This is a genomic window from Anaerostipes sp. AF04-45, assembly GCF_003461725.1.
Lineage (GTDB): Bacteria > Bacillota > Clostridia > Lachnospirales > Lachnospiraceae > Anaerostipes > Anaerostipes caccae.
This window is the reverse complement of record NZ_QTXQ01000006.1, coordinates 126,856-147,736: the sequence shown is the minus strand read 5'-3', so window position 1 is coordinate 147,736 and position 20,881 is coordinate 126,856. Positions and strand designations below refer to the sequence as shown.

The following is a 20,881-nucleotide window of genomic DNA, read 5'->3' as shown; positions in this document are numbered from 1 at the left end:
GATTGCAGCATGAATTCCCTGATGAATGGACTTTCGAGGGCAGTTCTGAACCACAGTAGGAGTTGCCGGGCACCCGACCCGTTACACAACAGGGCATATATGATGGTATATGAAAAGAGTGGGCATTTTTTATGATGCCAATTTGAGTGGTACCGCGGATATCCGCCTCAAGCGTTAGCTTGGGGCGTTTTTTATTCCATAGGAAAGTTCTATGACCTTCCTTATGAAATAAAAAACTCCGGACCACAGTATTTGTTTATCTCTATAAGTGCAAAAAATTGATTGTAGAGAAAAGGAGAAAAAGTTATGAAAAAGAGATTATTAGCAGCAGGATGCAGCGCAGTATTGGCGGCAACATTATTATTTGCAGGATGTTCAAAAAAAAGTGAGGACAAAAGCTATCAAATCGGAATTCAGCAGTTTGCAGAGCATGAATCTTTAAATAACTGCCGCAAAGGTTTTATCCAGGGGTTAGAAAAAGAAGGAATCAAGGAAGGAAAAAATTTAAAGATCACTTATAAAAATGCTCAGGCTGATACCGCTGCAGATAACCAGATCGCTTCAAACTTTGCTTCCAAGAAGATGGACCTGATCTGTGCCATTGCGACACCAAGTGCCCAGAGCGCATACAATGCAGCTTCTGATTCTAAGACACCGGTTATCTACACTGCGGTTACATCACCGGAACTGGCAGGATTCGTAGACAAGGACGGAAAAAATGTAGGGGAAGTTACAGGAACTTCTGATCTGATCCTTGCAGATAAACAGCTGAAGCTGATCCGTAAAGTGCTTCCAAAGGCAAAAAATGTAGGAATTCTGTACAGCACTAACGAGGTTAACTCTAAAGCGGGAATTGAAGCCTATGAGAAAGTGGCTAAAAAGAACGGTTTTAAGATCATTACTCAGGGAATCAGCGCGGCGGCAGATATGCCGATGGCAGCCGACAGCCTGATCAAGAAAGTAGACTGTATCACAAACCTTACAGATAATCTGGTCGTAAGCTCAATGCCGACTTATCTGGAAAAAGCAAACAAGGCAAAGATCCCGGTATTCGGTTCAGAGATCGAACAGGTGAAATTAGGATGCATCGGATGTGTGGGGATTGACTTCATAAAACTTGGAGAACAGACAGGAAAAATGGCTGCCAAAGTGTTAAAGGGAGAGAAGAAAGCATCCGAAATTCCGTTTGAAACGTTTAATCAGGGAGACATCTATCTTAACGAAAAGGTGGCAAAAGATCTTGGAATTAAACTGCCTTCAGATGTTAAGAAAGAGGCAGTAGAGACATTCACAGAAATTAAAGCAAGCAAATAAATAGGAGCAAAAAATGGAACAACTAATCATTGGCGTCTTCGAGCAGGGATTCATCTATGCGGTGATGGCTCTGGGCGTATACATTACTTATAAAATACTGGACTTTCCGGATTTGTCTGTGGACAGTACCTTTCCATTGGGTGCCGCCATCACCACGGTACTGTTGATGAATGGGTTCAATCCGGTCCTCTCGCTGATCCTTTCAACGGCGGCGGGAGCGGCAGCAGGGGCTTTGACCGGGATCATCCACGTAAAGTTCAGAGTCAGGGATCTGCTGTCAGGTATCATTATGATGACGGGACTTTATACGATCAATCTGCGGATTACCGGGGGAAGTGCCAATGTGCCTCTGTTCAACTATCATACGATTTTTAACAATGATTTTATCAACAAATTATGTCCGGAGGCGCTTGAGCCGTATAAGACACTGATCATCATTGCGCTGATCATGCTGATCGCAAAACTCCTCCTGGACTTGTACTTAAAGACAAAATCCGGATTTCTGCTCAGAGCCGTAGGGGACAATGAAAAAATTGTCACATCACTTGCTAAAGACAGTGGGTTTGTAAAAATTGTCGGCCTTTCTATCGCCAACGGTCTGGTAGCTTTGGCGGGAAGTGTCATGTGTCAGCAGCAGAGATTTTTTGAAATCTCCATGGGTACCGGAACCATCGTCATTGGTCTCGCCAGCGTTATTATCGGGACGAACATTTTTAAAGGAAATCTGTTAAAGGCAACAACTGCTGTCATCATCGGCTCTGTTATATACAAAGCCTGTGTGGCGGCAGCCATCGAGATCGGACTGGACTCCCAGGACCTTAAACTGATCACTGCGATCCTGTTTCTTGTGATCCTGATCATCAGCATGGACCGGAAAAAGAAGGTGAAAGCATGATTGAACTTAAAAATATTGATAAATATTATAACATCGGAACGGTGAATGAAATTTGTCTGTTTAAGGATTTTAATTTAAAGATCCAAAATGGTGATTTTGTTTCTGTGATCGGCAGCAACGGGTCAGGAAAAACGTCGATGCTGAACCTGATCTGCGGAAGTCTCCAGCCTGAGAAAGGATCCATCAGCCTGGGCGGTGAGGATATCACAAAGCAGAAGGAGTTTGTCCGCCAAAGAAAGATCGGAAGAGTTTATCAGGACCCGGCCATGGGAACCTGTCCTTCCATGACAATTCTTGAAAATATGTCTCTGGCAGACAATAAAGGCAGAGCGTATGGACTCGGGCTGGGAACAAACAAGAAAAGGATCAGTCATTACCGTGAAATGCTTTCCCAGCTGGGGCTGGGACTTGAAGACATGATGGGAACAAAGGTCGGTGCTCTGTCAGGGGGACAGCGGCAGGCGATGGCCCTTCTGATGACCACAATGACGCCGATTGAGTTCTTGATCCTGGATGAACATACGGCAGCGCTGGACCCAAAGACAGCGGAACTGATCATGCAGCTGACGGATAAGATCGTCAGAGAGAAAAACTTAACGACTATTATGGTCACGCACAATCTCAGGTTTGCCGTGGAATATGGAAACCGTCTCATTATGATGCATCAGGGACAGGCGGTTTTAGACAAGGCAGGAAAAGAAAAAGAAGCACTTGCCATAGAAGACCTGTTGGATCAGTTTAATGAAATCAGTATAGAGACTGGGAATTAAGTGATCATATACGGGTATTTGGTGAGAATTAATATGGGTAAATTATCCTAAAAAATCGGCATAGTCGTGGCTATCGGCTATGCCGATTTTTCTTAACTTATCGGAAGAACAAGTGTTTTGTGTTGATTTGAAATTAAATATTTTAAAATATTAAAAAATCATGATAAAATGTAAAAAAAAGAAAAATTGAACAAATACGTCGACAATATGATATGTTTATCCATAATGTCGACGATGCTGATATTGAATTTTGGTATGCCCGTGAGCTAATGCAATTACTCGGATATGAGCGTTGGGAGAATTTTGATAAGGCAGTCAGCCGTGCAATGGAATCGTGTGCGACTTCCGATATAAAGATATCAGACCATTTTCGTGAGGTCACGAAAATGGTTGAACTGGGCAGTGGTGCAAAAAGAAGTATTAAAGATTATATGCTTACTCGCTATGCCTGCTATTTGATTGCTCAAAATGGTGATCCTAAAAAAGAAGAAATTGCATTTGCACAAAGTTATTTTGCGGTACAGACAAGAAAACAGGAATTGATTGAAGAGCGTATTGCTTTAATTGAACGCACTGAGGCTCGTGGCAGACTTCGTGAATCTGAAAAGCGTCTGTCTCAAAATATTTACGAACGAGGTGTAGACGACGCAGGCTTTGGACGTATTCGTTCTAAAGGAGACAAAGCATTATTTGGTGGTTATTCTACACAAGAAATGAAAAAGAGACTTGGTGTGAAAGATAATCGACCTTTGGCAGACTTTCTTCCAACACTTACTATTGCAGCAAAAAACCTTGCAACAGAAATGACAAATTATAATGTTGAAGAAAAAGTCTTACAGGGTGAAGTCTCTATTACAGGCGAACATATTCAAAATAATCATTCTGTCAGGGATATGCTTGAACAACGTGGAATTAAACCGGAAAGTCTGCCGCCTTCCGAGGACATAAAAAAATTAGAACGACGTGTTAAGTCTCAGGAAAAGAAAATTGCTGAGCAGGCAGGAAAATTGTCTGAAGTACATGGTGATGAGTCTGTGGATTGATTGTGGGTGGTGTTAAGTTGTTTAAAGGTGTTCACTTGAAATTCACTTGTTCTCGTAAATTTCTAAATTACACGTTTTTATGACGGTCACTTTTTTCGTGACAATTCACCGACCACAGCACCTCCCAGAATAAGAACGGCTCCCAGAAGCTGTACCGCCGACAGGCGCTCTCTGAGAAAAAATGCTGAGAATATGAGAGCCGACAATGGTTCGAGATATCCGCAGACGGCCACTGATCCTGCAGGCAGCCGACCGATAGAAGAAAAATAAAAATAGCAGCCGATGCCTGTGTTGACAATGCCTAAAAACAGCACAGGAAAAAGGTTATGAAAAACAGAGGAAATATAGAGTCTCTGTCTTGTCTGCATGAAGACGGCTACGGTCAAAAAACTTATGATCAGCTGAAATGCGGAATTTTCAAGACCGGTAATGCTCTTTGCTTTTTTGTTAAAGATAACCATAAGAGCATACATGGCAGCTGACAGGATGCCGAAGATCAGCCCGGCAGAGACATGGGTCTTAAATAAACCGTTTTTATTGACCAGATACATACCGGCAATTACGGCGGCAAAACCTGAAAGTTTTTTTAGTGTCATGCGTTCTTGAAAGACCATAGGAGAGACAGCCATCACGATGACCGGACCGCAGTAGTATGCAAGAGTGGCAATACTGACTCCGACCGTTTTATATGCTTCATACAGAAGCATCCAGCTGATTCCCATCGCTATGCCGGATATGGTGATATAAAGAATATGTTTTTTATCGTGAAACCCCTGCGGCTTTCTTCCGGAAAATAAAAAAACTGCAATGAGAAACAGACTTCCGATAAGGGTTCTTAAAAATACGATTTCATAGCTGTTAAGCAGGATATAACTAGCAACGATTCCGTTGGAACCAAACAGAAGCAATGCGGTAAAGTATTTCAGATAAGCTTTTTTCATTGTGACACCTCGATTTTTCTTGAATCATTTGTGATACTACTGTAACATAAAACTATAAATTACAAAAACGAATATTTGTTATAATTTATATTACAATATCAGATGGATAGGAGAGGAATACCGGCATGGAGATGAACATACAAAAGTATATGGCTTTCGTTGAAACCGTGGAATCCGGGAGTTTTACAAGGGCCGCCCAGAAACTGGATTATTCCCAGTCAGGGATTAGCCGTATGATCCATGATCTGGAAACAGAGTGGGGTATCTCCCTTCTGGAACGGGGACATTCAGGGGTGAGGCTGACTTCTGACGGATTGAAGCTGCTGCCGTATGCAAAGAGAGTGTGTGATGAGTTTCAGAATTTACAGACACAAGTCGATGAACTGAAAGGGATGGAAGCCGGTCTGATCCGAATCGGGACTTTTTCAAGTGTGGCGACACACTGGCTTCCGAATATCATTAAAAAGTTTCAGGAAGATTACCCCAACATTGATTATGAACTGCTGCTGGGAGACTATACGGAGATAGAAAGCTGGATCACAGAAGGCCGGGTGGACTGTGGATTTTTGAAACTGCCTACGCTTCCGGAGTTTGAAGCTATTTTTTTAGAAGATGATCAGCTGATGGCTGTTCTTCCGGAACATCATCCTTTGGCCGGATGCAGTAAATTTCCTGTGGGTGCATTATGTGATGATCCTTTTATGCTGCTGGAAAAAGGGGCAAAAGCAGAGATATCGGAAATTTTTGAGCGGTGCGGCATCACTCCGAACGTTCATTTTACAACATGGGATGACTATGCCATCATGTCCATGGTGGAGAGCGGGCTGGGAATCAGTATCCTGCCGAAGCTCATCCTGCAGAGGATTCCTTACCGGATTGTCACGAAAGAATTAGAAGTGCCGGCCTGCCGAAAGATCGGGCTGGCTTTCCGTGACAGGAAAGGAATGTCTCTTGCGGTAAAACGGTTCCTGGATTACCTAGAATACAGATAAAATGGCTAAAAACCGTGGATGTTAACTTTAGTTGACACATTTCCAACGGCGTTTGGTGGAAAAAAAGAGCCGCAGTTCTTATGATATATAAAAAACAGACAGGGGAGATAGCCTATGGAGTTCTATGAAAATTTAAATCGTTTAAGAAAAGAGAAAGGCTGGTCACAGGAAGAACTGGGAAACCGGCTGAATGTATCGAGGCAGACCGTATCTAAGTGGGAGCTGGGATCGACAACGCCGGAGCTGAATAAGCTGATGGAACTGAGCAGAATCTTTCAGGTCAGCATTGATGAGCTGGTTGGAAGTTCTAATGCACCGGCAGAAAAAGAAGTGGTCTATGTGAATGTGAATCTCCACTATGAATACAAGAGCAGGCTGACCGTATTCGGGATTCCGCTGGTGCATATCAATTTTGGGCGGGGGATGTATAAAGCAAAAGGAATCATAGCTATTGGAAACTTTGCTGTAGGTCTTTTCTCTATGGGTCTGCTCTCTGCGGGGCTGATATCTATAGGAACGGCATCTCTGGGACTGCTGGCCTTTGGGGGACTCGCCCTTGGCGGACTGGCCATTGGAGGCGCTGCTCTCGGTATTTTTGCCATAGGCGGACTGGCCGTAGGAGTGTACGCCGCAGGAGGATGTGCTTTGGCCGCCCGTATTGCTGTGGGAGGTTACGCCAATGCACACATAGCCATCGGAGGCGCTGCTGACGGAGCATTTGTTTTCACAGAAAAAGGGGCAGCAGCCTGTGAAGAAATCAGACAAACGATCCTGAGGGAATATCCCCGTACATGGAAATTCTTGATCCGGTTATTTTCAGCAGCCATGAGGTAAAACGGAAGACTGGGGAGAAAAACTTGAAATTTTTATTTCTTTTGAATGAAAATTGTGTTATACTCATTTAGTTATTGTAAATATATCAGACAGTTCATTCGTACCATCCTGTCTTTAAACAAAACTAGGACAAAATAAGAGAATATGATCAGACATATTTCTTATGTCTTAGAAGAATGCTTAGAGACACGGACACCGCGGGTGGCGTGTCTTTTGCTGTTTCATGTTTTTTTGGATGAGGCCTGAAACAGGAGAAATAGAAAACGAGAGAAAGGGATCAACATGTACCAGTTAAATACACATGCGTCTTTTGACTCCGCACATTTTCTGGCGGGATACGAGGGCAAGTGCAGAAATCTGCACGGACACCGGTGGAAACTGTCGGTGACGATCCAAAAGGAAAAAGTAGAAGAACAGGGCCAGACCAGGGGGATGGTTGTAGACTTCGGCGAATTAAAGGACAAGGTAAAAGAAATTGCAGACGAGTTTGACCATGCTTTGATCATGGAAAAAGACACACTGAAGACCAAGACGATAGAGGCACTGAGAGAAGAAGAGTTCCGGATCATTGAAGTGAAATTCCGCCCTACGGCAGAGAATTTTGCCAGATATTTTTATGACCGGATCAAACAGGACGGTTATGACGTATCTTTTGTGGAAGTATATGAGACGCCGAATAACTGTGCCATTTACGGAGAATAGAGATGGAAGTTTTTAAGATAGCAGAAAGTTTTGTGAGTATCAACGGTGAGGGAAAGAAGGCAGGCAGGCTTTCTATGTTCATTCGCCTTAGGGGATGTAATTTAAACTGTTCCTACTGCGATACCAAATGGGCCATCAGTAAAAAAGGCGAGGCAGAACTCATGACGGCTGCGGAAGTGTCACAGATGGTAAAGGAGTCGGGAGTGGATCTGGTGACATTGACCGGAGGAGAACCTTTGCTGGATGAGAATATCAGCGAACTGATCGGAGGTATTTTATCTCTTCCAAAGATGGAACTGGAAATCGAAACAAACGGAAGTATTCCCATCCGTCCATGGAGAGAGCGGGACGCGAGACTTTCCATGACCATGGATTATAAACTTCCCTCCAGCGGCATGGAGGAGTCCATGTGTCTTGAAAATATGGAAGAATTAAAACCTTGGGATGTGGTAAAGTTTGTGATAGGAACAAGAGAAGATCTGGAGAAAGCAAAAGAAGTCATCGAACGGTTTTCTCTCTGTGAAAAGGCGATTGTGTATTTCAGTCCGGTTTTCGGTGCCATACCTCCGGATGAGATCGTGGAGTTTATGAAAGAACACAGGATGAATAAAGTCAGGTTCCAGATCCAGATCCATAAAGTTGTCTGGGATCCGGAGCGGAAGGGAGTCTAAGAAGCTATGGCAATCGATAAAGAAGCAGTCAAAAAACATATCAGAGGAATTCTGGAAGCGCTGGGGGATGACCCGGACCGGGAAGGCCTTAAGGAGACGCCGGACCGTGTGGCCAGGATGTATGAAGAAGTGTTTGAGGGAATGAATTACAGCAATGACCAGATTGCAGAAATGTACTCCAAAACCTTTGAAGATGATCTGTCTGTAAAAAATCATAAGGATATGGTCGTTGTAAAAGATATCAATATTTTCAGCTACTGCGAACACCATCTGGCTCTTATGTACAATATGAAAGTCACTGTGGCCTACCAGCCGAAGGAAAAGATTCTGGGACTGAGCAAAATTGCAAGGATCTGTGACATGGTCGGCAAGAGACTTCAGCTCCAGGAGCGGATCGGGTCGGATATTGCGGAGATCATTTCCAAAGTGGCGGGGACAGAGGATGTGGCAGTACTCATCGAAGGAAATCACAGCTGTATGAGCGCCAGGGGTATTAAGAAAAATCAGGCAAAGACCATCACTTCCACACTGAGGGGACGGTTCGAGAGCGATCCTGCCATGGAAAACCGCTTTTATATGCTCGCAGACAGATAAGAGGAGGAATAAGATTATGTCAAAACCGACAAAAGCAGTCGTAGTATTCAGTGGGGGACAGGACAGTACCACCTGTCTGTTCTGGGCAAAGAAAAAATATGAAGAAGTCATTGCGCTTTCTTTTGATTACGGACAGAAGCATTCGGATGAATTGATCTGTGCCAAAGAAATCTGCAAAAAATATGGCGTAGAGCATCATATTCTGGATATGGCCCTCTTAAACCAGCTGGCTCCCAACTCATTGACGAGGGCGGATATAGAGGTGGACAAAGAGGCGCCTGAGACGGGTACGCCGAATTCTTTTGTAGACGGAAGAAATATGCTGTTTCTTACCTTTGCGGCAGTATTTGCAAAGCAGAGAGATATTCATGTACTGGTGACCGGCGTGTCCCAGAGCGATTTCAGCGGATATCCGGACTGCAGACACGTATTTATTACGTCTCTGGAGACGACGCTGACTCTGGCGATGGATTACGAGTTTGAAGTGATTACGCCTCTTATGTGGATCGACAAAAAAGAAACGTGGAAAATGGCCGATGATCTGGGCGTATTTGATGTGATCAGACAGGAAACACTGACCTGCTATAACGGAGTCAGGGGGGACGGATGCGGAGACTGTCCTGCGTGCAGACTCAGAAGGCGGGGGATGGAAGCCTATCTTTCGGAGCGAAAGTAAGAAAGAACAAATGTCAATGTCATATGGTCAATATCAGAACATTTGTGTGAGTGTAAGTTTGCTGCAGATTTTTATTGATAAAACATTAACAAAATAGTACAATAGGGATGTAACCATTGGTCAGGGTTGTCAACATTTCAATCCTATGGAGCAAAGGAGATAACGTATGGGAAGATTTACATTACCTAGAGATTTATACTTTGGAAAAGGATCACTTGAGACACTGAAGACATTGGATGGAAAAAAAGCAGTTTTGGTAATCGGCGGCGGTTCTATGAAACGTTTTGGATTTGTAGATCAGGTTGTTGATTATTTAAAAGAAGCTGGTATTGAGACAAAATTAATTGAAGGTGTGGAACCGGACCCTTCCGTTGAGACTGTATTTAAAGGTGCAGAAATTATGAGAGAGTTTGAGCCGGACTGGATCGTAGCCATGGGCGGAGGCTCTCCGATCGATGCTGCAAAGGCTATGTGGATTTTCTATGAGCATCCGGAAACTACGTTTGACGACGTAAAAGATCCGTTTACAGTTCCGACGCTCAGGAATAAAGCGAAATTTCTTGCGATACCGTCAACCTCAGGTACAGCAACTGAAGTGACGGCATTTGCTGTTATCACAGACTACAGTTCAGGAATCAAATATCCGCTGGCAGATTTTGAGATCACACCGGATATTGCAATCGTAGATCCTGCATTGGCAGAGACGATGCCTCCGAAACTGACATCCTATACAGGAATGGATGCATTGACCCATGCCATCGAGGCTTATGTGGCAGGACTTCACTCTCCATTCTCAGATCCGCTGGCGTTAGAAGCGATCGAAATGGTATTTGACAACTTAAAAGCTTCCTATGAGGGAGATATGACAGCCCGCGAGAATATGCACTATGCACAGTGTCTTGCAGGAATGTCTTTTTCCAATGCTCTTTTGGGAATCGTGCACTCTCTGGCTCATAAGACCGGAGCTGTATTTGACACCGGACATATCACACACGGATGTGCAAATGCCATTTATCTGCCATATGTGATCCAGTTCAACGCAAAGGTTTGTGAGGAGCGCTATGCGGCTATCGCAAGGAGAATCGGACTTCCTGGAAATTCCGATAAGGCATTGACTCTTTCACTGATTGAGGCGATCCGTGAGATGAATAAGAAGTTAAATATTGTTTCCAATTTGAAAGATTTTGGAATCAATGAGGAAGAATTCAACCAGAAGAAGAGGATGATCGCAGAGCGCGCTGTGGCAGACGCATGTACGGGATCTAATCCTAGAGAAACTTCTGTAGATGACATGGAAAAAGTTTTAGAGTGCATCTACTATGGAAAAGATGTAACATTTTAAAGAAAATATTCAGAACATAATGGCGTTTGTAGCATATGGTTTATTCATCCATATTCTATGGAAAGTAAAGCCGATGTTTAAACAACTCTTTCATATTATCTGTATCAGTTAAGGAATAGTCATTAGCTAATTTATAATTTCATATCCATAAACATAAAGCAGTTGGTCTTAGGATTGACTGCTTTTTTTACCTAAAATCCAGATTGGAGTGATGTGGTGAACGATATTTTTAATGATATGCAAGTAGAAGTCGGCTGTGAAAAATTGTTGCTGCTGACGGCGTATTTCTCTTTAAGGGACAGTCTGAAAATGGCTGTCCTTTTCCCATTTATAGACTTACGAAAGAACTGGAAAAAGATTAAAAGCTATTCGGGTATCTGGAATGTAGAAAAAGTCTTGTATATGTAAGTTCACTCCAGAGGGGTACCGTATCATAGAATATTTTCCGAAAAAAATATGTTTTGAAATATTGAGCCTAAACATATAAAATATTCCACATAGGAGATGATAATAAAATGAAACTTAGAAAAAACTATACATGCCCATTAGAACTTGTTCATGATATGATAAAGGGAAAATGGAAAACGATAATTATTTTTCAACTTAGAAATGGAAAATGTTCTTTTTCTGAACTCTATCACAGTATAGCAGGAATAACTCAAAAAATGCTATTGGAACAACTGCGTGAATTGAAACACTTTGGCTTAATTGATAAAAAAACATATGATGGATATCCTTTAAAAGTGGAATACTTTTTAACTGGGCAGGGAGAAAAGATGCTATCAGCAATTAAGATAATGCAAGAAATTGGTATAGATTACATGGTAGAGCATTGTATGACGGAGATACTTGATGAAAAAGGAATTTGTTATTAAACTCTATTATATACGAAAAAGTAAGTAATTTACTTGGGGATTATTATCCTATATCATATGATTAAGAATTAAGAAAGGATATGGGAATATGAAAAAAGCATTACTTATTATTGATGTGCAAAATGATTATTTTCCTAATGGAAAGTGCCAGTTGTATAAACCAGAGGTAGCGTTGAATGCAATAAAAGATTTATTGAAAGATTTTAGAAAACAAGACCTGCCAGTTATTTACATTCGCCATGAGTCTATAAATGGAACATTTTTTAATCCAAATACAGATGGTGTACAAATTCATAATGATATTAAACCATTAGATACAGAAACAGTTATTGTTAAGCATTATCCAAATAGTTTTTATGAAACGAATTTGCAAAACAAACTGGTGGAGAATGGGGTCACGGAATTGGTCGTTTGTGGAATGATGACACATATGTGTATTGACACAACTATAAGAGCTGCCAAAGACTATGGCTATAAACTTACACTAATATCAGATGGTTGTGCAACCAAGGAATTAGAATGGAATGGAGACTATATCCCAGCAGATACTGTCCAAAGCATATTTATGGCTTCTTTAAATCAGAAATTTGCTAATGTTATTACAAGTACAGATTATTTGTTTTACCAATATGACTTATAGGAGTTGATGTCCAATGAAATTAAGAGATGAATATACATGCCCTTTGGAATTAGTTCATGATATGATAAAGGGAAAATGGAAGCCAATTATTTTATGGCGTTTACGATTAGGGGCTACTTCTTTGTCTAAATTAGAGAGTGATATTGATGGAATTACACAAAAAATGCTTTTGGAACATTTAAAGGAACTTGTAGATTATGGATTTGTTGATAAAAAAACATTTGCTGGTTATCCACTTCATGTTGAGTATTTTTTGACAGAAGATATGGGGAATCAAATACTAGAAGCATTACGAATTATGCAACATATAGGGATTGAATATTTAAAGAAAAATGGAAAAGAAAATGAATTAACTGAGAAACACGTTATACCAGACTGATACCTACAAAAAAGTGGGTAATTTACGTTTTATTTCCCCCTTGTTATCATATATCTTAAATTAAATGATATACAAGGAGGAGAATTTATGTATATTTCAAGTGTAGGAATCTCTAATGGAATTATTGAAAAAAAATATGGTGGATATGGTACGAATTTTAATGAAAATAATATTCCAACGTATTCATTGCCTTTTAAAATTGAAGAAGCTCCCAAAAATACGATATCTTTTGCTTTTATACTTGAAGATAAGGACGCATATGCTGTTACTGGCTTTCAATGGATACATTGGTTGGGAGCAAATTTACTTCGCAATGAATTAAAAGAAAACGAAAGTCAGACGGCTGCAGACTTTATACAAGGAGCCAATAGTTGGATAAGTATACAAGGAAACCAACAGAGCAGAAAACAATCCAGTTATTATGGGGGGATGACACCACCAGATAAATCACATACATATGAACTCCATGTGTTTGCGTTGGATAAAAAATTATGTATAGAAAATGGTTTTTACCTAAACGAATTATGGAAACAGATGGACGGACATATTATTGAAGAAGCTGTTTTAAAAGGAATATATGAAAAAGTTCCCTTTTAAAATAGGGTTGAGAATTATGAAAATAATGTGCTTTGTGGCTATAGGTGTATCAACAATGTTTGCTGTTCAAATTTATACTCTTTTGCAAACATATTAGATGTATTTATACAACATACATAATCAGGGCCGGGACAGTTGATGTCCCGGCTGTTTCTTTTTGTCATTGAATGGAGAAATTATCCTGTAAAATATTCTGATAATTATAAAAATATATATAAATATTCAAATAATCAGATAACTTAAGAAAAAAACGCTTTACAAGACGAATATATTTTTGTATGATAGATTCCAACGTAGGAATTCTACAAAAAATAACATTTCCAAACTGCTGAATGAAAGGAAGAGATTTATGACGATCAAAAGAGACAACACACCCGGGCTATACGATTCCAGCTTTGAGCATGACAACTGCGGGATCGGTGCCTGTGTCAATATTAAGGGAATCAAAAGTCATACCACGGTCGATAACGCATTAAAGATTGTTGAGACCCTGGAACACCGGGCAGGAAAAGATGCGGCCGGGGAGACCGGAGACGGTGTCGGCATTATGCTCCAGATTTCCCACAAATTTTTTGAAAAGGCATGTAAAGAGTCTGGTATTGGAATCGGGGGAGAGAGAGAATACGGAGTCGGCATGTTTTTCTTTCCAAATGACGAGCTGAAAGTACAGCAGGCCAAAAAGATGTTTGAGATCATCGTGGAAAAGGAAGGCATGAAGTTCCTCGGATGGAGGGAAGTGCCGACCGACAGCACGGTTTTGGGCAAAAAAGCCATTGAATGTATGCCGAAGATTCTCCAGGCATTTATCGAAAAGCCGGAGGATGCAGAGAAAGGACTGGAATTTGACCGCAGGCTGTACATTGTCCGGAAAGTATTTGAACAGAGCAACGAAGAGACCTTTGTGATTTCCCTGTCCAGCAGGACGATCGTATATAAGGGAATGTTCCTTGTGGGACAGCTCAGAACATTTTTTAAAGACCTTCAGGACCCAAACTACGAATCTGCCATTGCCCTTGTTCATTCCCGTTTTAGTACGAATACGACTCCGAGCTGGGAGAAAGCGCATCCGTACCGGTTCATCGTACATAACGGTGAGATCAACACGATCCGCGGAAATGCAGATAAGATGCTGGCAAGGGAAGAAAATATGGAATCCAAGTACCTGAAAGGCCAGATGCATAAGGTGATCCCGGTGGTCAATCCGAACGGGTCCGACTCTGCACGGCTTGACAATACCCTGGAATTCCTTGTGATGAGCGGAATGGCCCTGCCGCACGCGATCATGATCACGATACCGGAACCGTGGGAAAACAATAAGGTCATAAGTCAGAAGAAAAGGGATTTTTACCAGTATTATGCGACGATGATGGAGCCGTGGGACGGACCGGCCTCTATTCTTTTCACCGACGGAGACCAGGTGGGAGCTGTGCTCGACCGAAACGGCCTGCGTCCTTCCAGGTATTATATTACAGATGACGACCAGCTGATCCTGTCCTCCGAGATCGGAGTTTTGGACATTGACCCTACCAAGATCCTCGTGAAAGAACGACTGCGTCCCGGGAAGATGCTCCTGGTGGATACGGTCAAAGGAGAAGTCATTGACGACGATGTGGTCAAAGAATCTTATGCGGGAAAAGAGCCGTACGGAGAATGGCTTGACAGCAATCTCACAGAACTCAAAGATTTAAAGATACCAAATATTCCGGTTCCGTCTTATGAGACAGAGCAGAGAGAAAAGCTCTTAAAGGCATTCGGATATTCTTATGAGGAAGTAAAAACCGCGATTCAGCCGATGGCGTTAAACGGCTCTGAGGCGATCGCGGCCATGGGTACAGATTCCCCGCTGGCGGTTCTCTCAAAGAAGCATCAGCCGCTGTTTAATTACTTTAAACAGCTGTTTGCACAGGTAACCAATCCGCCGATCGACGCGATCAGGGAAGAACTTGTGACTTCTACCACGATTTATGTCGGAAAAGACGGAAATATTCTGGAAGAGAAACCGGAGAACTGCCAGGTGCTGAAAGTCCACAATCCGATTCTCACGGACACAGATCTGCTGAAGATCAAGAATATGAAGACAGAAGGCTTCCAGGTTGCGGAGCTTCCGATCATTTATTATAAAAATACATCCCTTGAAAAGGCGCTGGACCGCCTGTTTGTGGAAGCAGACCGTGCTTACAGGGACGGAGCAAATATCATTATCCTGTCTGACAGGGGAGTGGATGAAAACCATGTGGCGATTCCGTCTCTGCTTGCGGTATCGGCCATGCACCAGCATCTGATTAAGACAAAGAAACGGACTTCCGTAGCTCTGATCCTGGAGAGCGGAGAGCCGAGAGAAGTCCATCATTTTGCCACGCTGCTTGGCTACGGAGCCTGTGCGGTAAATCCATATCTGGCACTGCAGGCGATTCAGAAACTGATCGACGATAACCTGCTGCACAAGGATTATTATGCGGCTGTGGAAGACTATACAAACGCAGTCCTTCACGGAATCATCAAAATTGCATCCAAGATGGGGATTTCCACGATCCAGTCATATCAGGGATCTCAGATTTTTGAGGCCATCGGTATTGATTCTAAGGTGATTGATCAGTATTTTACCAATACCGTCAGCCGTGTGGAAGGAATTACGTTAAAAGATATCGAAGAAGATGTGGACATCAGACATTCATCTGCATTTGATCCGCTGGGACTGGAAAATGACCTGATGCTGGAGAGCACAGGAAGCCACAAGTTTAGAAGCGGAAAGGAACAGCATCTTTATAATCCGCAGACGATCCATACGCTTCAGATGGCGGCGAGAACAGGAAATTACGAGACTTTTAAGAAGTATACCCATATGATCGATGAGGAATTAGAGCCCGGAAATTTAAGAGGCTTGATGGAGTTTAACTATCCTTCAAAGGGAATTCCTCTGGATAAGGTGGAAAGTGTGGATTCCATTGTAAAGAGATTTAAGACAGGAGCCATGTCTTACGGTTCCATCTCAGGAGAGGCTCATGAGACTCTTGCCATTGCCATGAATATGCTGGGCGGCAAGTCCAACAGCGGAGAGGGCGGAGAACGCCCGGAACGGCTGACGGTGGGAAGAGACGGAAAGAACCGCTGTTCTGCCATCAAACAGGTAGCATCCGGAAGGTTCGGTGTGACCAGCGAGTACCTTGTAAGTGCAAAAGAAATCCAGATCAAGATGGCCCAGGGAGCAAAACCTGGAGAAGGGGGGCACCTCCCCGGAAAGAAGGTTTACCCGTGGATTGCAAAGACCCGTCATTCAACGGCGGGAGTGGGGCTGATTTCGCCTCCGCCCCATCACGATATTTATTCGATTGAGGACTTGGCACAGCTGATCTATGACTGCAAAAATGCCAACAGAGACGCAAGGATTTCAGTGAAGCTTGTTTCCGAAGCGGGAGTCGGTACGGTGGCATCCGGTGTCGCAAAGGCCGGTGCCCAGGTTATTCTGATCTCCGGTTATGACGGAGGTACGGGAGCCGCACCGAGGAACTCTATTTACAACGCGGGACTTCCGTGGGAACTGGGGCTTGCTGAGGCGCACCAGAACCTGATCATGAACGATTTAAGGAACAAGGTTGTACTGGAAACCGATGGAAAGCTTATGAGCGGACGGGATGTGGCCATTGCCGCCATGCTCGGTGCAGAGGAGTTCGGATTTGCGACGGCGCCGCTTGTGACGCTGGGATGTGTGATGATGCGTGTCTGCAATCTGGATACCTGCCCGGTGGGTGTTGCGACACAGAATCCGGAACTCCGCAAACGTTTTGCCGGAAAACCGGAATATGTGGTCAACTTCATGCGGTTTATAGCACAGGAGCTGAGAGAATATATGGCGAAGCTGGGCGTGGCCACCATCGATGAGCTGGTTGGACGCACCGATCTGTTAAAGCCGACAAAAGAGACACAAGACAGACACATTGATCTGTCAAGAATCCTTGATACTTCCTATGCCAAGGCAGAAAAGATTGATTATACCCATAAAAAAGTCTATGATTTTAAGCTGGATAAAGTAGCGGATGAGACGGTTCTCCTGAAACAATTAAAACCTGCACTTGAGAAAAAGCAGAGAAAGAGCATCGAGCTGGATGTCACAAACATCGACCGTACCTTTGGAACGATCTTCGGTTCCGAGATTACGAAGCGATGGGGAGAAAACACGCTGCCTGATGATATGTATACTGTAAAATGCAGCGGTGCAGGAGGGCAGAGCTTCGGGGCGTTTATTCCGAAAGGCCTCACGCTGGAGCTTGTCGGGGACAGCAACGACTACTTCGGAAAAGGACTGTCCGGAGGAAAGCTGGTAGTATATCCGCCGGCCGGCATCAAGTTTAAACCGGAAGAAAACATCATTGTCGGAAATGTGGCACTCTACGGGGCTACCAGCGGCAAAGCATTTATCAACGGAGTTGCGGGAGAGCGGTTCTGTGTCAGAAATTCCGGTGCTGCTGCCGTAGTGGAAGGCGTGGGTGATCACGGATGTGAATATATGACCGGAGGCCGTGTCTTAGTCCTGGGTGAGACAGGAAAGAATTTTGCGGCGGGTATGAGCGGAGGCATCGCTTACGTCTTAGATGAGGACAGTTCCCTTTATATGAATGTCAACAAGGAGATGGTGACCATCGAAACGATCACCTCCAAATACGACGTACTTGAAGTCAAAGAAATGCTGAAAGAACATGTGGCTTATACCAACTCCGAAAAAGGAAAGAAAATCCTTAGAAACTTTGAGGAATTTCTGCCGAAGTTTAAAAAGATCATGCCGGTAGACTATAAACGGATGCTGAACCTGATCGTACAGATGGAAGAGCGGGGACTCAGCAGTGAGCAGGCGCAGATCGAAGCATTTTATGAGAACGCTAAGTAGGAGGACAGACCAATGGGAAAACCAACCGGATTTATAGATTACGAGAGAAAAGACGCAAGGGCGGAGGAGCCTAAAGAGAGAATCAAACACTATAATGAATTCCATATTCCCCTCCCGACCGAAGAACAGCAGAGACAGGGAGCCAGATGCATGGACTGCGGCGTACCGTTTTGCCAGTCAGGACTGATGCTCGGCGGTATGGCGTCCGGGTGTCCGTTAAATAACCTGGTGCCGGAGTGGAACGACCTGATTTATACCGGAAACTGGGAACAGGCATTTGAGAGGCTGAAAAAAACCAATCCGTTTCCGGAGTTTACAGGCAGGGTCTGCCCTGCCCTGTGTGAGGCGGCCTGTACCTGCGGCCTCAACGGTGAACCTGTCTGCTCCAAGCAGAATGAGCTGAGCATTATTGAATACGGTTATGCCAACGGACTTGCGGATGCAAAACCGCCAAAGAGCCGGACCGGGAAAAAGGTCGCTGTTATCGGTTCCGGACCCGCCGGGCTTTCGGCGGCCAACTCGCTGAACAAGAGAGGACATCAGGTTACAGTCTATGAACGTTCCGACAGGGTCGGCGGACTGATGATGTATGGGATTCCAAACATGAAGCTGGAAAAGCAGATCGTGGACCGGAAGATAAAAATCATGGAAGAAGAAGGCATTTTATTTAAGACGAATGCAGATGTGGGAAGAGATATCAAGACGGAACAGCTGAAAAAAGAATATGACAGCATTATCCTGGCATGCGGTTCCTCCCATCCGAGAGACATCGAAGTTCCGGGAAGGGATGCCAAAAACATTTATTTTGCCGTAGACTTCCTGAAATCCACCACGAAAGCCCTGCTGGACAGCGGACTGAAAGACAATACTTATATCAGTGCCAAGGGAAAGAATGTCATGGTCATCGGAGGAGGCGACACGGGAAATGACTGCGTGGGTACTTCTGTCCGCCACGGAGCCAAGAGTGTCATCCAGCTGGAAATGATGCCGAAGCTCCCGGATGAGCGCGCAGAGAATAATCCGTGGCCGGAGTGGCCGAGAGTCTGCAAGACAGACTACGGCCAGGAGGAAGCCATCGCCGTATTTGGTCATGATCCGAGAACCTATCAGACGACCGTAAAAGAATTTAAGAAAAACAAAAAGGGTGAGGTATCGAAAGCCGTTATCATAAAGCTTGAGAGCAAAAAGGATGAGAAAACCGGCCGGATGACAATGGCAGAGGTGCCGGGGACAGAGAAAGAAATTCCAGTGGATCTTGTGCTGATCGCTGCCGGATTCCTCGGAAGTGAATCCTATGTGACCGATGCATTTGGTGTGAAGGTAAATGAACGCACCAATGTAGCCACAGAGCCGGATTCTTTCCGCACCAACGTTAAAAACGTGTTTACCGCGGGAGATATGCACCGGGGCCAGTCATTGGTCGTGTGGGCAATCCGCGAAGGACGGGAAGCAGCGAGAGAAGTGGACCTTCAGATGATGGGATACACAAACCTGTAATATGTTTACATTTCCGGAGACGAAGCCAGTTTGGTTTTGTCTCTGGTTTTTTTCGCATTTTTTCCGTATAATAAAAAGAAAACTTAATGGGAAGGACGGATCAGCGAGTTGAAAGAATATAAGGAACTGTTTTTAACCTTTTTTAAGATGGGTGCATTCACATTCGGCGGAGGCTATGCCATGCTCCCGATGATCGAACGGGAGGTTGTCCGGAACAAAGGCTGGGCGACGAGTGAAGAAGTCATGGATTATTTTGCGGTAGGGCAGTGTACGCCCGGAGTCATCGCTGTCAATACCTCCACGTTTATCGGATACAAACTGAAGGGAATCAGAGGAGGCATCACGGCTACTTTAGGATTTACGGCGCCCTCGCTGATCATTATCATGATCATAGCGGCATTTATGACCAATTTCAGTGAACTGAAAGCGGTGCAGAGTGCGTTCTGGGGCATCCGGGTCTGTGTCTGCGTTCTGATGATCAACAGTATCAGGAAAATGGTAAAAGGCGGAGTCGTGGACTGGCTCACCGGCATGATATTTGCGGCCACATTTTTCGGCATGGTCTTTGTCATGAATAATCCTGTGATCTATGTGATCATCGGCGCTGTTTTAGGTCTTTTGCTCTGCGGGAAAGTGCGGAAAGGAGGAGACAGAAAATGATCCTTTTGAAGCTGTTTATTGAATTTTTTAAGACCGGACTGTTTGCGCTTGGGGGCGGGCTTGCCACGCTGCCGTTTCTATACAGCATGGCGGACCGTTTTCACTGGTTTACCCACGCAGATATTGTAAATATGCTGGCAATTTCCGAATCCACGCCGGGAGCCATCGGCGTCAACATGTCGACTTATTCGGGATTTCATATTGCAGGTATCCCCGGAAGCCTGATCGCCACATTCGGCCTTGTGCTGCCGTCGGTGGTCATTATTATCCTCGTTGCCAGAGTATTGGAAAGTTTTAAAAACAACCGTCATGTGGAGGCGGGATTTTACGGCATCCGTCCGGTGGTGGCCGGATTAATCTGCGCGGCGACTCTGTCTGTGTTTCAGGTGGCGTTTTTAAAAGACGGGGAACTTCATCTTCAAAAAATAGTTTCTTCCATTGACTTTAAATCTGTGATTCTTTTTGTTATATTATATATAATAAATAAAGTAGCAGAGAAACGGGGAAAATCCATACATCCGATTTTTCTGATCGTGCTGTCGGGATGTATCGGGATTGCTGTGCTGGGAGTTTGATT

20 protein-coding genes and 1 other annotated feature (1 of these 21 cut by a window edge) are annotated in these 20,881 nt (G+C 43.8%); of the genes, 19 read left to right on the top strand and 1 reads right to left on the bottom strand.

What is annotated here, in order from left to right:
* Positions 1–173 (top strand) — a binding site (T-box leader); it begins 65 nt to the left of the window's first position.
* A 133-nt stretch (positions 174–306) separates the two neighbouring features.
* The 4 genes from DWV34_RS10815 to dinD all read left to right on the top strand — a co-directional run bounded on the left by DWV34_RS10815 (position 307) and on the right by dinD (position 4,022).
* Positions 307–1,314 (top strand): ABC transporter substrate-binding protein, encoded by a 1,008-nt coding sequence (locus DWV34_RS10815; protein WP_006567336.1) that lies wholly within the window; start codon positions 307–309, stop codon positions 1,312–1,314.
* A gap of 13 nt (positions 1,315–1,327) precedes the next feature.
* Complete coding sequence (locus tag DWV34_RS10810) at positions 1,328–2,209, top strand: ABC transporter permease (protein WP_009291202.1); 882 nt, start codon at positions 1,328–1,330, stop codon at positions 2,207–2,209.
* Positions 2,206–2,979 carry an ABC transporter ATP-binding protein gene (locus DWV34_RS10805; protein ID WP_009291203.1) on the top strand — a complete coding sequence of 258 codons (774 nt, stop codon included), beginning with the start codon at positions 2,206–2,208 and terminating at the stop codon, positions 2,977–2,979. The genes DWV34_RS10810 and DWV34_RS10805 overlap by 4 nt, the downstream gene beginning before the upstream one ends.
* Positions 2,980–3,191: 212 nt before the next feature.
* Positions 3,192–4,022 carry a DNA damage-inducible protein D gene (gene dinD / locus DWV34_RS10800; RefSeq protein WP_009291204.1) on the top strand — a complete coding sequence of 277 codons (831 nt, stop codon included), beginning with the start codon at positions 3,192–3,194 and terminating at the stop codon, positions 4,020–4,022.
* 86 nt (positions 4,023–4,108) lie between these two features.
* Here the strand turns inward: dinD and DWV34_RS10795 are convergent, their stop codons facing one another.
* Positions 4,109–4,963 (bottom strand): DMT family transporter, encoded by an 855-nt coding sequence (locus DWV34_RS10795; protein WP_009291205.1) that lies wholly within the window; start codon positions 4,961–4,963, stop codon positions 4,109–4,111.
* A 125-nt stretch (positions 4,964–5,088) separates the two neighbouring features.
* On the opposite strand from DWV34_RS10795, the gene DWV34_RS10790 reads away from it, so the two are divergent.
* The 15 genes from DWV34_RS10790 (at position 5,089) to DWV34_RS10715 (ending at position 20,879) form a co-directional block, all read left to right on the top strand.
* Positions 5,089–5,955 carry a LysR family transcriptional regulator gene (locus DWV34_RS10790; RefSeq protein WP_118476223.1) on the top strand — a complete coding sequence of 289 codons (867 nt, stop codon included), beginning with the start codon at positions 5,089–5,091 and terminating at the stop codon, positions 5,953–5,955.
* A 114-nt stretch (positions 5,956–6,069) separates the two neighbouring features.
* Entirely contained in the window at positions 6,070–6,789 is a 720-nt protein-coding gene (locus DWV34_RS10785) for a helix-turn-helix domain-containing protein (RefSeq protein ID WP_118476221.1), read from the top strand.
* Positions 6,790–7,071: 282 nt separating this feature from the next.
* A complete protein-coding gene (gene queD, locus DWV34_RS10780; protein WP_022261396.1) occupies positions 7,072–7,491 on the top strand; it encodes a 6-carboxytetrahydropterin synthase QueD in 420 nt (139 codons plus the stop codon).
* 2 nt (positions 7,492–7,493) lie between these two features.
* Complete coding sequence (gene queE / locus DWV34_RS10775; protein ID WP_022261397.1) at positions 7,494–8,162, top strand: putative 7-carboxy-7-deazaguanine synthase QueE; 669 nt, start codon at positions 7,494–7,496, stop codon at positions 8,160–8,162.
* Positions 8,163–8,168: 6 nt separating this feature from the next.
* Positions 8,169–8,756 (top strand): GTP cyclohydrolase I FolE, encoded by a 588-nt coding sequence (gene folE / locus DWV34_RS10770; protein ID WP_118476219.1) that lies wholly within the window; start codon positions 8,169–8,171, stop codon positions 8,754–8,756.
* Positions 8,757–8,772: 16 nt separating this feature from the next.
* Positions 8,773–9,432 carry a 7-cyano-7-deazaguanine synthase QueC gene (gene queC / locus DWV34_RS10765; RefSeq protein WP_006567326.1) on the top strand — a complete coding sequence of 220 codons (660 nt, stop codon included), beginning with the start codon at positions 8,773–8,775 and terminating at the stop codon, positions 9,430–9,432.
* A 166-nt stretch (positions 9,433–9,598) separates the two neighbouring features.
* Positions 9,599–10,774 carry an iron-containing alcohol dehydrogenase gene (locus DWV34_RS10760; protein WP_118476217.1) on the top strand — a complete coding sequence of 392 codons (1,176 nt, stop codon included), beginning with the start codon at positions 9,599–9,601 and terminating at the stop codon, positions 10,772–10,774.
* A gap of 515 nt (positions 10,775–11,289) precedes the next feature.
* Entirely contained in the window at positions 11,290–11,649 is a 360-nt protein-coding gene (locus DWV34_RS10750; RefSeq protein ID WP_006567322.1) for a winged helix-turn-helix transcriptional regulator, read from the top strand.
* 88 nt (positions 11,650–11,737) lie between these two features.
* Entirely contained in the window at positions 11,738–12,289 is a 552-nt protein-coding gene (locus DWV34_RS10745; RefSeq protein ID WP_118476215.1) for a cysteine hydrolase family protein, read from the top strand.
* A gap of 13 nt (positions 12,290–12,302) precedes the next feature.
* Positions 12,303–12,668 (top strand): winged helix-turn-helix transcriptional regulator, encoded by a 366-nt coding sequence (locus DWV34_RS10740; protein ID WP_006567320.1) that lies wholly within the window; start codon positions 12,303–12,305, stop codon positions 12,666–12,668.
* A gap of 87 nt (positions 12,669–12,755) precedes the next feature.
* Positions 12,756–13,265, top strand: a complete 510-nt coding sequence (locus DWV34_RS10735; protein WP_022261400.1) for a YbhB/YbcL family Raf kinase inhibitor-like protein — start codon at positions 12,756–12,758, stop codon at positions 13,263–13,265.
* 349 nt (positions 13,266–13,614) lie between these two features.
* Positions 13,615–18,147 carry a glutamate synthase large subunit gene (gene gltB, locus DWV34_RS10730; RefSeq protein ID WP_006567318.1) on the top strand — a complete coding sequence of 1,511 codons (4,533 nt, stop codon included), beginning with the start codon at positions 13,615–13,617 and terminating at the stop codon, positions 18,145–18,147.
* A gap of 12 nt (positions 18,148–18,159) precedes the next feature.
* The gene (locus DWV34_RS10725; RefSeq protein WP_009291217.1) at positions 18,160–19,644 is read left to right on the top strand and encodes a glutamate synthase subunit beta; all 1,485 of its coding nucleotides are present in this window, start codon (positions 18,160–18,162) and stop codon (positions 19,642–19,644) included.
* Positions 19,645–19,752: 108 nt separating this feature from the next.
* The gene (locus DWV34_RS10720) at positions 19,753–20,304 is read left to right on the top strand and encodes a chromate transporter (RefSeq protein ID WP_006567316.1); all 552 of its coding nucleotides are present in this window, start codon (positions 19,753–19,755) and stop codon (positions 20,302–20,304) included.
* Positions 20,301–20,879 (top strand): chromate transporter, encoded by a 579-nt coding sequence (locus DWV34_RS10715; RefSeq protein ID WP_006567315.1) that lies wholly within the window; start codon positions 20,301–20,303, stop codon positions 20,877–20,879. The genes DWV34_RS10720 and DWV34_RS10715 overlap by 4 nt, the downstream gene beginning before the upstream one ends.
* Positions 20,880–20,881 lie beyond the last annotated feature (2 nt).